Genomic DNA, 12,482 nt, shown 5'->3' with positions numbered 1-12,482 from the left:
TTAGCGGCCGAAGAGTTAAACTTTGCCCTAAAATTAGGCTGAGCGGAGGGCCGGTAGTACTACGGCTTGGAACCGCGGGGTTGGAGCGAGATCGATGGTGAGTTCGAAAGGATCGTCAAAGCAAACATCAGGCGAGGCGTCGCAACTGATCGACCGGCGCATCGCGGAGCTCGCCGATTGGCGCGGTGCGATGCTCGCGCGCGTCCGTGACCTGATCAAGCAGGCTGATCCCGAGGTGGTGGAAGAATGGAAATGGCGCGGCGTCCCGGTGTGGTCGCATGCCGGCATCATCTGCACCGGCGAGAGCTACAAGGCGTATGTCAAGCTGACCTTCGCCAAGGGTGCCGCGCTGCCTGATCCGAAGGGCTTGTTCAACGCCAGCCTCGACGGTAACGCACGCCGCGCCATCGACATTCGCGAGAACGACCAAATCGATGAGGCCGCGTTCAAGGGCCTGATCCGCGCGGCGGTCGCGCTGAATACGGCGAAGAAGAGGTAGGACAGCGGCATCGTCTTGGTTGCTGCCAGTTATGATGCGCCATCGGTCGTCCCGTCATTGCGAGCGCAGCGAAGCAATCCAGGATCAGACCAAGGCTGTTCCGAATAGCCCTGGATCGCTTTGTCGCTCTGCTCGCGATGACGATAGAATGGTAGCAGACGGCCAACCCTCAGCTGCCATATGGGGACTGAAAGACGAGCTGTTCCGTCAACGTTGCATCCGTCCGAAAAACGGGCTATGTGGCGCTCACTCAACTTCAACGCAGGAGGCGACGATGTCCAGACTCACGCGCTTCCCGGGCTCGCTGCGCGATCATTGACGCAGGCGCCGGGATGATTGTCCCGGTTAGGATTTGACGATTTCACAACTCATCAAAGAGCCCGCGGCCTTCTCGGCCTGCGTTTGAAAAGTCGTGTCATGACATCCCATTTGTTGCTTGCTCCCCGCCGGGAGCCGGTGCGTTCGTCGTTGCCTGAACGCCGGCTGCGGCGCTATTGCCCGCGCTACCAATCCCGCGTCCGCGCCTGCGCGATGCGGCATCCCCATCTTGCCGATCTCGCGGTGAGCTTTCCGGCCTTGTTGTTTGCGCTGGCCGAGCCGCGCCGGCAGCGTGATCCGGAGCTGGCGATCGCCTGCGTGATCGCCGGTCGCCCGCTCGCCGTGGCCGCCGCAGCAGCGGGCATTCCGATGTGGCTGCGCAAGCTGCCGCCGGAAGCCTTCGTTCGTCCGATCGATCCGTTGCCGGACGGCGAGCTGTTCCGCCGGCAGATCGGCAATCATCTGCCGCGCTCGCCGAAGCTGATGCCGAGGTGGCTGCAGTTGGTGGCCGAGATGGTTGCGCTCGCGCATGAGCCGGCGGCGGCCTGGATCGCTCGCGAGCTTGTCCGGGTACCCAAGGCGGTGAAGCGCGAGCACGTGCATCTGCTCGCGCTGTGGATCTGGTTCTCCGGACAACCAGGCTGTTTCGCCCGGGGACTGATCGAGCGGCCGTGGACGCCGCACATGAAGCTCGACGCGGCGCTGGCCGCCGCTTCCGATTGGCGAAGGCAGGTCACGCTGCATCTCAATCTCGGTCAACGGCCGGTCAGCAACATGTGGCTCGATCCAGGCCGCATTGGCGACTACGAGTTCCGGCCGCTCGCGGACATTCGCGACCTGGTCGAGGAGGGCATCGCGATGCGCAATTGCGTCCGGACCTATGGCTCGCGCATCGCGCATAACCGCTCGCGGCTATGGAGTGTCCGCAGTCACGGCGAACGCGTCGCGACATTGGAGATCGCTGACCGGTTCGAGGACGGCTTGCTGCACGTGGCTGAGCTCAAGGGCCCCGGCAACGCCCCCGCTCCGCGCGAGCTGTGGTGGGCGGCCCGGCGCTGGCTGCATCTGCACGATCTGCCGCAGGTCGAGACAGGCAGGATCAAGTGGTGCCTTGCGCCGCTGGACCTTGCCACTTGGCGCGCGCTGTGGCGGCCCTACTGGCTGGCCAAGCGGCGGATTCCGGATTGGCTGCCGCTCGCGCCGTCACGCGACGCGTTGGGAGACCTCTGATCCCCTGCCCGCGCGGATTGGGTTTTTGCGCTCGATCGTCTCCACGTCGTCTTGGCCGGGCCTGTCCCCGCCATCCAAGGCACGCAGCAAGGCGGGCCGCTCTCGCCGCTGCTGTCGAACCTGATGTTGGACGTGCTGGCCATCGCTTCGTGCGCTATGCCGACGACTGCAACATCTATGTGCGCAGTCGGAAGGCGGGCGAGCGGGTGATGACGAGCATCGAGACGTTCCTGGAACGGCGCCTCAAGCTCAAGGTAAACAGGACCAAGAGCGCGGTCGTCAGGCCGAGCCACCGCAAGTTCCTGGGCTTCAGCTTCACGCAGGGGAGAAAGCCGCGCCGGCGCATCGCGCCCGAGGCGATCGCCCGCTGCAAGGCGAGAGTCCGGGAGCTGACGGGGCAACAGTCTGGCCGCAGCCTGGAGCAGATCATCGAGAAGCTGTCGCTGTACCTGAAGGGATGGCGCGGCTACGTCGGGTTCTGCGAGACGCCGTCGGTGTTGCGCAAGGTCGGTGTTGCGCATGCTGGATGAGTGGATCGGGCGGCGGTTGCGCGCCGTCGTCTGGACCCAATGGAAGCGTGGTCCTAATCGCTTTGATGAGCTGCGACGCCGCGGTGTCGACCGGGAGACGGCGCTCAAAGCCGCCGGCAACCCACGTGGTCCCTGGCGGCTCGCCAACAGCGCCGCGCTGGCCAGAGCTCTGCCAAAATCCTTCTTCGCCTCACGCGGCCTGCCTTACCTCGAGGTCCGCAGGGTGGTGTGGAACGGCCGTATAACAAACTCAGTGTCGTCCCGGCCTCGAGCCGGGACCCATAACCACCGTCGGATGTGTGAGGCAAGCAGGTGGCTCGGGGTGTGCCCAACACGTCTCCTGTGGCTGGGTCCCGGCTCACGGCCGGAACGACAGCGGAGAGGATGAGAGAGCGCGCCTCATGACAAGACGAGGTCTGACCGACTACTTCCTGATCTTCACCCCCTTGGTCGTGAAACGCTGCGGCCGCGGCTCGGGCCTCACCGGTCGCCGCGTCACTGCGGCCTTGCCGGTCCCCGGTGGCTGATGCGCCGGCACCAGCTGGTCCGGGCGCGAGCCGATCAGGTCGGCGCGGCCCATGGCGCGGAGCGCGTCGCGCAGCACCGGCCAGTTGTCCGGGTCGTGATAGCGCAGGAAGGCCTTGTGCAGGCGGCGCTGCTTGAGGCCCTTGATCGCCTCGACCTTGTCGCTGGCGCCATGGCGCACGCCGCGCAGCGGGTTCACGCCGGTGTGGTACATCGCGGTCGCCGTGGCCATCGGCGAGGGCAGGAAGGTCTGCACCTGATCGGCGCGGTAGCGGTTCTTCTTCAGCCACAGCGCGAGGTTCATCATGTCCTCGTCGGACGTGCCCGGATGCGCCGCGATGAAATACGGGATCAGATAGTACTTCTTGCCCGCCTGCGCGGCGGCTGCATCGAACATCTGCTTAAAGCGGTGATAGGTGCCGATGCCCGGCTTCATCATCTTGTCGAGCGGGCCGCGCTCGGTATGTTCAGGCGCGATCTTCAGGTAGCCGCCGACGTGATGCGTGACGAGCTCCTTGATGTAGGCCGGGCTCTCGACCGCGAGATCATATCGCACGCCGGAGGCGACCATCACGCGCTTGACGCCCTTGACCTCGCGCACCTTGCGATAGAGACGGATGAGATCGTCATGCGAGGTGTTGAGGTTCGGGCAGATCTCCGGGAAGACGCAGCTCGGCCGGCGGCATGCCGCCTCGACCTTCGGGTCCTTGCAGGCCATCCGGTACATGTTGGCGGTCGGGCCGCCGATGTCGGAGATCACGCCGGTGAAGCCCGGCGTCCTGTCGCGGATACGCTCGATCTCCTGCAGGATCGAGCCTTCCGAGCGGCTCTGGATGATGCGGCCCTCGTGCTCGGTGATCGAGCAAAAGGTGCAGCCGCCGAAGCAGCCGCGCATGATCGTCACCGAGAACTTGATCATGTCCCAGGCCGGGATCTTGGCATCGCCGTAGGACGGATGCGGCGCGCGGGCGTAGGGCAGGTCGTAGACGCTATCCATCTCCGCCATGGTCAGCGGGATCGGCGGCGGGTTGAGCCAGAGGTCGCGGTCGCCATGACGCTGCACCAGGGGGCGCGCATTGCCGGGATTGCTCTCGCGATGGAGCACGCGCGAGGCCCGGGCGTAAGCCTCCTTGTCGGCTTCGACCTGCTCACAGGACGGCAGGCGGATGACGACATCGCCCTTCTCGCGCGCGGCGCCTTCGTCGGCGGAGTCGAGATCGTCGGCGTGCAACTCGATGTAGTTCTCGGGGACTTTCCGGAACAGCGCGGTGCCGCGCACGGACTGGATGTCCTTCGGCGGCTCGCCGCCGGCGATGCGATGGGCGACCTCTATCACGGCGCGCTCGGCATTGCCGTAGATCAGGATGTCGGCCTTGGCGTCGGCCAGCACCGAGCGGCGCACCTTGTCGGACCAGTAGTCGTAATGCGCGATCCGGCGCAGCGATGCCTCGATGCCGCCGAGCACGACCGGCACGTCCTTGAACGCCTCGCGGCAGCGCTGCGCATAGACCAGCGTGCAGCGGTCCGGCCGCTTGCCGCCTTCGCCGTTCGGCGTGTAGGCGTCGTCGCTGCGGATGCGGCGGTCGGCGGTGTAGCGGTTGACCATCGAGTCCATGTTGCCGCCGGTGACGCCGAAGAACACGCGCGGGCGTCCCAGCGCCTTGAACGGCTCGGCCGAGTGCCAGTCAGGCTGGGAGATGATGCCGACGCGAAAGCCCTGGGCCTCGAGCAGCCGGCCGATGATCGCCATGCCGAACGAGGGATGGTCGACATAGGCGTCGCCGGTCACCAGCACGATGTCGCAGACGTCCCAGCCGAGCGCATCCATTTCCTTCCGGCTCATCGGCAGGAACGGTGCGGGCTTGAGGTCGGCGCGGTGGCGCGGCCAGGAACTCAAGGAGGGAGCGCTCAGAGGCGGGGTGGTGAGGGCGATGTTCATCGCCCAGGCATAGAGAAAGGGGGCTGCGGATTCAACCGAGCCCCCTGTCGCAGCTTCCAGCGACCGATCAAATTGTCCGGAATGGTTCCCGCGGGGTATCGCGGGACACCCGTGCCTGTCGCTCGGGTCTCAGTTGATCCCGTGGTCCGCGTCGGCCCGCCGCTTCAGCCAGCCATGGCCGAAGAACGCCAGCAGGGCCACGGCGGCGAGCATGATCCAGATCGAGGGCATCTTCGAGCGGGTGCTACCCGAGGCCTCGCCCACCGTCATCGCGCCCTGCGACATGCCCGGCTCGGTCATCGACACCAGCCGCATGTCGGCGGTCTCGGCCGTGGCCCGGCGCATCTCGGCGAGGGCGGAGCGGGGCGGGGTCGGATCGGTGCCGTACAGCCGCCCCAGGCGCGCTGCGGCATACTCGGCCGGCGCCTCGTCGCTGCGGCCATCGTCCATGGCCGACTGCGCCGCATGGCTTGCCGCCGGCAGCTGCGCGAAGGAATCCAGGTTGGTCGGCCGGTGCGATTTCGGCGCGTGCTGCGCCCGCGGCTCCGCCCGGTCGGTCGTCTCGACCTTGACCATCTTCTTCGGCGTCATGCTCTGTTGCGGCAACGCGACGCGGACCTGCGGCCGCGCATGCGGCTGGGTGATCGCCAGCATGCGGTCGGACCAGGACATGTAGGCCTTGCAGAGCGAGTTGCAGTATTGCCCGTTGACCATCTCCTCGTTCGCCGAACCGGCCTGGGCCATGTTGGGGAACGCAAGGATCATCGTCGCGAGCAGCGCCGCGGCGGCACCGAACCTCGGTATCGAACTGAATTGGGACGTCGCTTTCAAATCACCGATCATCGCAATTTCCCCCGTCGCGGTTTCACGCCGTTTCAGAGATAACGACAGCGGCTGTGGTCGAGAGTTGGATCAGATCGCGTCAACATCCGGATGAGTTTGAGGTCAATTTGCTGATGCGAGGCGTTCTTAACAAGCTGCAGGCGTTGCTGTTCGACATCGACGGCACGCTTGCCGACACCGATGCGCTGCATCTTCAGGCCTTCAACGCGGTGTTTGCGCCCTTCGGCCATGCATTCGATCGCGCGCGTGCGGCACGCGAACTGCTCGGCCGCTCCAATGCATCGATCGGCGCCGAGTTTCTGCCAGACGAGCTGCCGGAGCGGCGCGCCGCAATCATGGCGCAGAAGGAGGAGGTGTTTCGCAGCCTCGCCGCCGGCGCGGTGCAGCCGCTGCCGGGTCTGATGGCGCTGCTCGATCATGCCGCGGCGGCATCGATCCCGGTCGTCGCAGTGACCAACGCGCCGCGCGCCAATGCCGAGCTGATCCTGCGCGGGCTCGGCATCACGGACCGGTTTCGCGCGGTCATCATCGGCGACGAGCTGCCGCACGGCAAGCCGCACCCGCTGCCTTATCTGGAAGGCCTGCGCGCGGCGAATGCGGCGCCGGATTGCGCGGTCGCCTTCGAGGATTCGCGGGCCGGCATCGCCGCTGCGACGGCCGCCGGCATCACCACCATCGGCATGCGCACCAATCTCGGCCATGACGAGCTGATTGCCGCGGGGGCGGCGATCAGCGCGGCGTCGTTCGACGAGGCCGAAGTGCTCGCGCTCGTCAAGGCGGGCGCCCCGCGGTGAAAGGGCGGAGCTGACATGTTGCTGACATCAGCCAACAGCTTGTCGTCACCGCAGTTGCGCGATGGTCGTCACGAACGCGGCCGACCGATCGGCCGGGACGAGACGAAGGTGAGACGCATGCGCAACCTGCTGATCATGGTAGGCCCCTCCGAACAGCCCCACCGCCTGATGCCGCAGTCCGATACGGGGCTTGGACATCGCGGCCAGCGCGGCATCCGGCGCGGACGTCGGTCGCGGCGGTTTCACTGGGCACAACCGTCGCGCGCCATGGCCATCATCCTCCGCGGCCTGCGGGCCACGCTGCTGGCCCTGGCGCCCGCGGAGATCCGCAGCGGCGCCAGCCCTCGCGGCGAGGACATGCGGGTCGATGGCATGCGGGACGTATCCTGGGGCGCGCCGCAGCTTCGCCTCGTCGGCGATTGCGGCGGCGCGCGCGAGGCGGCCGTCATGCCGGCGCCCAACGCGATCTTTCATGCCACGGCCACTCCCCGCCATCACGTCCGGTCGGTGGAAACGCCGCGCGAGCAGCGCCGGCGGCTGCGCGTTTGTTGACGGCATCGCTGCATGGGTGCCCTGCATGCACTGTCCGCCGCGCGTTGCTTGTCCGGAGACCGATGCCGTGATTGAACCGAGCAATGCGCGCCAGACAGGCTGGGGCCGCTTTTGCAGAAGGTCGGATCGATCATGGGGGTGTCGCGCGTTCTGTTGCTGATCGCAGCTCTGTGTTGCGCAACCGCCGCCCTCGCCGCAGACAAGCCCGGCGACACCAAGGGCACGGTGCTGGAGCCGTCGGCGGAGAACCTCGCACGCACCTGGGCGAAGGCGAATCTGGTGCTGCCGGCGGCGCTTGCGGGCGGACGGCGCTGGGAGGGACGTGCCGAGGATGCGCCCGATGTGATCGGCATCGCGCCGCTCGTCGTGGTGATGCATGGATCGAGCGGCGTGGCGCCGGCGGTGAAGGAGTTTCAGGTCTGGCTGGCCGACGAGCTCGGCGCCGCCTCGGTCGCCCCCGACAGCCTCGCGATTCCCGACCGGCTGACCTACACCTCGCCCGTCGATGTAGCGACCTATGAGCGCGTTCATGCCTTGCGGCTCGCCGAATTGGACCATGCCCTGAAGGCCGCGCGCGAGTGGAGCTGGGTCGACCGCCAGCGCCTCGTGATGGCGGGCACCAGCGAAGGGGCCGTGGCGGTCGGCCGCCATGCCGGCAAGGATGTCGCCGCTCGCCTGATCTATTCATGGTCCTGCGAAGACAACTACTTCGTCACCGCGCCCAGGCTCGGCATCGGCCCGAAGGAGCCGGTGCTGAACGCGATCTCGGCGCGCGATCCGTATTTTTCGGCCGCCAATCCCTGGAACAAGGACCGCGCCGTCACCGGCTCCTGCGCCGCCGCGCTCAAGGATGATCCGCGGGCGGAGGTGATGGTGATCGATGCCGACGTGCATACGATCCTGAACCGGCCCGAGGTGCGCGACCGGAGCGCGCGCTTCCTGCGCGGCGTGTTGAATCCATGACGAGCCAGGCGGGAGTTTGAAGGTGCCGAGACTGCTCGTGCTCGAGGGCAACTCGCTGGCCGGCCGGCGGCGCTGGGCGGAGATTGCTGGCCTCACGCCGTCGGAGAGCTATGCCGACGTGCTGCGCGCGCTGGCGCCGCATGCCGTCGTCGAGATCGCCACGCCGGCCGATGCCGACGCAGGCCTGCCGCAGCCGATCGATGCCTATCATGGCATCGTCATCACCGGATCGGCGCTCAACATCTATCAGCGCGAGCCGGAAGCGCTGCGCCAGATCGAGCTGGTGCGGACGATCTTCGCGCAGGGCGTGCCGATGTTCGGCTCCTGCTGGGGCTTGCAGCTGGCGACGGTCGCGGCCGGCGGCGACGTATCGCTCAATCCGGCCGGTCGCGAGGTCGGCTTTGCGCGCAAGATCGCGCTCACGGAGGCGGGGCGAGCCCATCCGATGCACGCGGCGCGCGGTATCGTGTTCGACGCACCGGCCATTCACAGCGACATCGTCACCACGCTGCCGCCGGACGCGACCGTGACCGCGTGCAATGCGATGAGCGAAGTGCAGGCCGCCGAGATCCGCAGCGGCCGCGGCCGCTTCTGGGGCGTGCAGTATCATCCCGAATTCAGCCTGCAGGATGTCGCCTGCGTAATCCGGCTCATCGGCCAGCCGCTGGTCGACGAGGGATTTTTCGCGGATCTCGCCGAGCTCGAGCGCTACGCCGACGATCTCGCGACGGTGCACCACGACCGCGCGCGACGCGACCTGCTCTGGCGTCTGGGGCTCGACCAGGACGTGGCCGACGACGCGCTGCGCCAGGCCGAGATCGGCAACTGGCTCGACTCGCTGGGCCACGGCCAAGCGGCTACTTCATGAACTGGATGATCAGAGGGGCCAGCGCGACGTTCATCAGTCCAACCAGCACCATGACGAGGCCGGCGATCGCGCCCTCCTCGCGGCCGATCTGGTGGGCGCGCGCGGTGCCGGCGCCATGGGCGCCGACGCCGAACAGTGCGCCTTTCGCGAGCGCCGAGCGCAGCGGCAGCCGCGCCAGCACGACATCGCCGACCGCGGCACCGATGATGCCGGTGAGCACGACGAACACCGCGGTGAGATCCGGAATGCCGCCGATCTCGCCGGACACCTCCATCGCGAACGGCGTGCTCATCGAGCGCGGCAACAGGCTGAGCCGCAACTCGCCGTCGATGCCGAGCACGTAGGCCAGGGCCCAGCTGGTCGCCACCGCGGTAAGGCTGCCCGCGGCCATGCCGGCGAGCAGCATCGGCCAGCGGCGGCGGATCAGCGCGCGCTGCTCATAGATCGGCACGGCAAAGGCGACCGTGGCGGGGCCGAGCAATGCCACCAGCCAATGCGTGCCGCGGATGTAGTCACGATAGGAGACGTTGAGCGCCAACGCCGCGATCATCAGCAATGCGGGCGCCACCGCGAGCGGCATCAGCCACCAACGTGGCCAGCGCCGGTGCACGCGCTTGGCGAGCACATAGAGCAGGATCGTTGCCAGCGACCAGACCGCAGCCTGGACCAGCGGCTCACGCCACAGCGTTGCGGCCGTCATCACGCTCGCTCCAGCGATAACAGAAGTCGACGGTGAGCGCAGTCACGCACATCACGGCGGTGGTGCTCACGACGATCAAGGCAAAGATCTTCAATCCGAGCAGTCCCAGCAGCTCGCGATGGTCGAGCAGCGCCAGCACGGCGGGCACGAAGAACAGCAGCATCTCGGCCAGCATCCAGTTGGCGCCGCGCTTGATGTTGGCGACCTTCAGGCCGCCGGCCAGGAACAGCGCGAGCGCCAGCGCCATGCCGATGATACCGCCCGGCAGAGGCAGGCCGGTGGTTCGCGCCAGGATTTCGCCGGCAGCCCAAAACAGGCCGAGCAGGCCGATCTGCACCAACCGATTGCGGCGGAGCAGCCGCTGAAGCGAGAGGGGAATGTTGCGGTGCATCATGAGCGGTATTCCAAACTGCGGGTGCCGCGAAGAGTATGCGGCATTGCAGCATGGACAAAATGAATTGATTGACTATTTTCCAGTCGAGGTTGGAATAATATGGCCGATCATGGAACTGAGAACGCTCAAGACCTTCGTCGAAGTCGTCCGGCAGGGCGGCTTCTCCCAGGCGGCCAAGGTGGTGTTCGCCACGCAGTCGACCGTCAGCAAGGCGGTCAAGCAACTCGAGGACGAGCTCGGGCTGCCGCTGCTGGACCGGCTCGGCCACAAGAGCCGGATGACGGCGGCCGGCGAAATCGTCTATCGCCGTGCCATCCGGCTGCTGGCGGAGCGGGACGACCTGCAGGCGGAGCTCGCCGAGCTGCGCGGGCTGAAGCGCGGCGCGCTGCGCCTTGGCCTGCCGCCGATCGGATCGAGCACGGTGTTCGCGCCGTTGTTCGCGCTGTATCGCCAGCTGTATCCGGAGATCGAGATCCGGCTGGTCGAGCATGGCAGCGACCGGCTCGGCGAGCTGCTCGCGGCGGGTGAGATCGACTTCGCCGGCCTGCTGCCGCCGATCGCCGAGGAGTTTGCGGCCCAGATCGTGCGCCGTGAGCCGCTGATGGCGCTGCTGTCGGTCGACCATCCGCTTGCCGGACGTGAAACGATCACGCTTGGCGAGCTGCGCGACACACCGTTCGTGCTGTTCGAGGCGGGCTTCGCGCTCAACCGCATCCTTCGCGAGGCCTGCCGCCGCAACGGCTTCGAGCCGGTCGTGGCCGCACGGAGCACCCAGATCGACTTCATTGCCGAACTCGCCGGCGCGGGTCTCGGGGTGGCATTCCTGCCGCGCATGATCGCCACTCAACGCACCCAGGTGCCGATCAGCCTGGTCCTGCTCGACGAGCCCGACACCGAGTGGACCTTGGCGATGGCCTGGCGGCGCGGCGCCTATCTGTCACCGGCCGCGGCGGCGTGGCTCGGGCTGGTGCGGGAGCGCGGCCAAGCGTGAGCTGCGATGGTGTCGCTGCCTCCTCGGAGGAACATGTGGCGAGATGGATAATTGTCGCCCAACCATTCGGCGAGGACCACCATGGCTCAACGGCTGTCAGCAGGACAGCTCGCGTTGGCCCGGCATTCAAGGATGATTGATGAGCGAGCAAGATCGCAAGACGTCCGACCTCAATCCCAGCCCTGCTGCCGAGCCTCGAAAAATGGTCGGCGACGCGCCGAAGACGCCGCAGGGCGGGGACATGCCAGCGGCAGGCCCGCATGCGCGGCCTGAGCTCACCGACAATGACAAGACGCCCGGCACCGGAATGTTGCCGGAGCCGGGCTCCTCCAACCCCAGCCCGACGGGATGAACTTAGATGTCATGACTCGTGCCGGGAACCCTATCGAGCATCTCGGCACGGAACCGCCGGTGCGCTGAGGCGTTTCCGCCTCCTCCGAATCAACGCGAACCGTCTTCAGGTTTCGCGGGAATCATCGTTCGTCCGGAGGGGCAGGGATGTGCCGTTGGATCGCCTATCGCGGAGAGCGCACCGCGTTCGAGCATTACGTCACCGAGCCGGAACATTCGCTGGTGACGCAGAGTCTGCGTGCGCTCGAATCGACTGCCGGAACAAACGGTGATGGATTTGGGCTTGGCTGGTATGGCGATCACCCGGAGCCCGGCCTCTATCGCGAGACGCGGCCGGCGTGGTCGGACGAGAACCTGCGCTATCTCTGCCGCCACCTGCATTCGCATCTGTTCTTCGCGCATGTGCGTGCCGCGACGGGCACCGCAGTGACGCGGCAGAACTGCCATCCGTTCGCCTGCGGCCGCTGGCTGTTCATGCATAATGGCTTCGTCGGCAGCTGGAACCGGCTGCGCCGCAAGGTCGAGGCGATGATTCCGGATGGACTGTATCCGTCGCGGCTCGGGACCACCGATTCCGAAGCCGTGTTCCTCGCTATGGTCGGTGCCGGAATCGAGCAGGATCCGATCGGCGCAACACGCAAGGTGCTGAGGTCGCTTTGTGAGCTGGTGAATGAGGACGGTCTTCGCGAGCACATGCGCTTCACCTCGGCGCTCTCCAATGGCCACGATCTCTACGCGTTTCGCTTCGCCGCCAACGACCGCGCGAACTCGCTCTATTATCGCGAGGACGGCGATCAGGTGATCGCGGTGTCCGAGCCATACGACAAGGAGCCGGATTGGATCGAGGTGCCGCCGGATCACGTGCTGGTCGCGCGTGCGTCGCGACCAGCCGAAATCGTTCCGCTATTTGCCGCAGGTCAGGCCGGTTTCGTCGCGGAACGCAAGAGATCACAGAGGGTTATCGGAGGTGCTTAGAACGAGGGAA

General features: G+C 66.7%; 15 protein-coding genes. 11 read left to right on the top strand and 4 right to left on the bottom strand.

Translation table 11 applies throughout. The features are described 5' to 3' along the window. Nucleotides 1-94 precede the first annotated feature (94 nt). The 4 genes from QXZ94_RS22365 to QXZ94_RS22350 all read left to right on the top strand — a co-directional run bounded on the left by QXZ94_RS22365 (nucleotide 95) and on the right by QXZ94_RS22350 (nucleotide 2,965). A complete protein-coding gene (locus QXZ94_RS22365) occupies nucleotides 95-499 on the top strand; it encodes a DUF1801 domain-containing protein (protein ID WP_315722248.1) in 405 nt (134 codons plus the stop codon). Between the two features lie 417 nt (nucleotides 500-916). Next, nucleotides 917-2,047, top strand: coding sequence for a PcfJ domain-containing protein (locus QXZ94_RS22360; RefSeq protein WP_315722247.1), 1,131 nt, complete (start codon nucleotides 917-919; stop codon nucleotides 2,045-2,047). A 149-nt stretch (nucleotides 2,048-2,196) separates the two neighbouring features. Continuing rightward, nucleotides 2,197-2,577, top strand: a complete 381-nt coding sequence (locus tag QXZ94_RS22355; RefSeq protein WP_315722246.1) for a group II intron maturase-specific domain-containing protein — start codon at nucleotides 2,197-2,199, stop codon at nucleotides 2,575-2,577. Next, nucleotides 2,567-2,965 (top strand): hypothetical protein, encoded by a 399-nt coding sequence (locus tag QXZ94_RS22350; protein ID WP_315722245.1) that lies wholly within the window; start codon nucleotides 2,567-2,569, stop codon nucleotides 2,963-2,965. The genes QXZ94_RS22355 and QXZ94_RS22350 overlap by 11 nt, the downstream gene beginning before the upstream one ends. Nucleotides 2,966-3,001: 36 nt before the next feature. Here the strand turns inward: QXZ94_RS22350 and QXZ94_RS22345 are convergent, their stop codons facing one another. Together QXZ94_RS22345 and QXZ94_RS22340 are read right to left on the bottom strand one after the other, a co-directional pair. After that, nucleotides 3,002-5,041 (bottom strand): YgiQ family radical SAM protein, encoded by a 2,040-nt coding sequence (locus QXZ94_RS22345; RefSeq protein WP_315722244.1) that lies wholly within the window; start codon nucleotides 5,039-5,041, stop codon nucleotides 3,002-3,004. A 129-nt stretch (nucleotides 5,042-5,170) separates the two neighbouring features. Continuing rightward, entirely contained in the window at nucleotides 5,171-5,884 is a 714-nt protein-coding gene (locus tag QXZ94_RS22340) for a hypothetical protein (protein ID WP_315722243.1), read from the bottom strand. Nucleotides 5,885-5,991: 107 nt separating this feature from the next. Here QXZ94_RS22340 and QXZ94_RS22335 point away from each other — a divergent pair, with 107 nt between their 5' ends. From QXZ94_RS22335 to QXZ94_RS22320, 4 genes are all read left to right on the top strand, one after another. After that, nucleotides 5,992-6,678 carry an HAD-IA family hydrolase gene (locus tag QXZ94_RS22335; RefSeq protein WP_315722242.1) on the top strand — a complete coding sequence of 229 codons (687 nt, stop codon included), beginning with the start codon at nucleotides 5,992-5,994 and terminating at the stop codon, nucleotides 6,676-6,678. A gap of 15 nt (nucleotides 6,679-6,693) precedes the next feature. Further along, nucleotides 6,694-7,230 (top strand): hypothetical protein, encoded by a 537-nt coding sequence (locus QXZ94_RS22330; RefSeq protein ID WP_315722241.1) that lies wholly within the window; start codon nucleotides 6,694-6,696, stop codon nucleotides 7,228-7,230. 132 nt (nucleotides 7,231-7,362) lie between these two features. After that, nucleotides 7,363-8,193, top strand: a complete 831-nt coding sequence (locus tag QXZ94_RS22325; RefSeq protein WP_315722240.1) for a hypothetical protein — start codon at nucleotides 7,363-7,365, stop codon at nucleotides 8,191-8,193. A 22-nt stretch (nucleotides 8,194-8,215) separates the two neighbouring features. Next, complete coding sequence (locus QXZ94_RS22320) at nucleotides 8,216-9,061, top strand: type 1 glutamine amidotransferase (RefSeq protein WP_315722239.1); 846 nt, start codon at nucleotides 8,216-8,218, stop codon at nucleotides 9,059-9,061. Here the strand turns inward: QXZ94_RS22320 and QXZ94_RS22315 are convergent. Together QXZ94_RS22315 and QXZ94_RS22310 are read right to left on the bottom strand one after the other, a co-directional pair. After that, on the bottom strand, nucleotides 9,051-9,761 hold the full coding sequence (locus QXZ94_RS22315; RefSeq protein ID WP_315722238.1) for an LrgB family protein: 711 nt from the start codon (nucleotides 9,759-9,761) through the stop codon (nucleotides 9,051-9,053). The genes QXZ94_RS22320 and QXZ94_RS22315 overlap by 11 nt on opposite strands. Then, complete coding sequence (locus QXZ94_RS22310) at nucleotides 9,736-10,155, bottom strand: CidA/LrgA family protein (RefSeq protein ID WP_315722237.1); 420 nt, start codon at nucleotides 10,153-10,155, stop codon at nucleotides 9,736-9,738. The genes QXZ94_RS22315 and QXZ94_RS22310 overlap by 26 nt, the downstream gene beginning before the upstream one ends. A 109-nt stretch (nucleotides 10,156-10,264) precedes the next feature. Here QXZ94_RS22310 and QXZ94_RS22305 point away from each other — a divergent pair, with 109 nt between their 5' ends. The 3 genes from QXZ94_RS22305 (at nucleotide 10,265) to QXZ94_RS22295 (ending at nucleotide 12,472) form a co-directional block, all read left to right on the top strand. Beyond that, nucleotides 10,265-11,146 carry a LysR family transcriptional regulator gene (locus tag QXZ94_RS22305; protein WP_315722236.1) on the top strand — a complete coding sequence of 294 codons (882 nt, stop codon included), beginning with the start codon at nucleotides 10,265-10,267 and terminating at the stop codon, nucleotides 11,144-11,146. Between the two features lie 139 nt (nucleotides 11,147-11,285). Then, entirely contained in the window at nucleotides 11,286-11,498 is a 213-nt protein-coding gene (locus tag QXZ94_RS22300) for a hypothetical protein (protein WP_315722235.1), read from the top strand. Between the two features lie 146 nt (nucleotides 11,499-11,644). Continuing rightward, nucleotides 11,645-12,472, top strand: a complete 828-nt coding sequence (locus QXZ94_RS22295) for a class II glutamine amidotransferase (protein WP_315722234.1) — start codon at nucleotides 11,645-11,647, stop codon at nucleotides 12,470-12,472. Nucleotides 12,473-12,482 lie beyond the last annotated feature (10 nt).

This window comes from Bradyrhizobium sp. SZCCHNS2022, assembly GCF_032377575.1.
GTDB lineage: Bacteria > Pseudomonadota > Alphaproteobacteria > Rhizobiales > Xanthobacteraceae > Bradyrhizobium > Bradyrhizobium aeschynomenes.
Note: the sequence above shows the minus strand (reverse complement) of the source record. Positions and strands in the feature narration are given on the sequence as shown.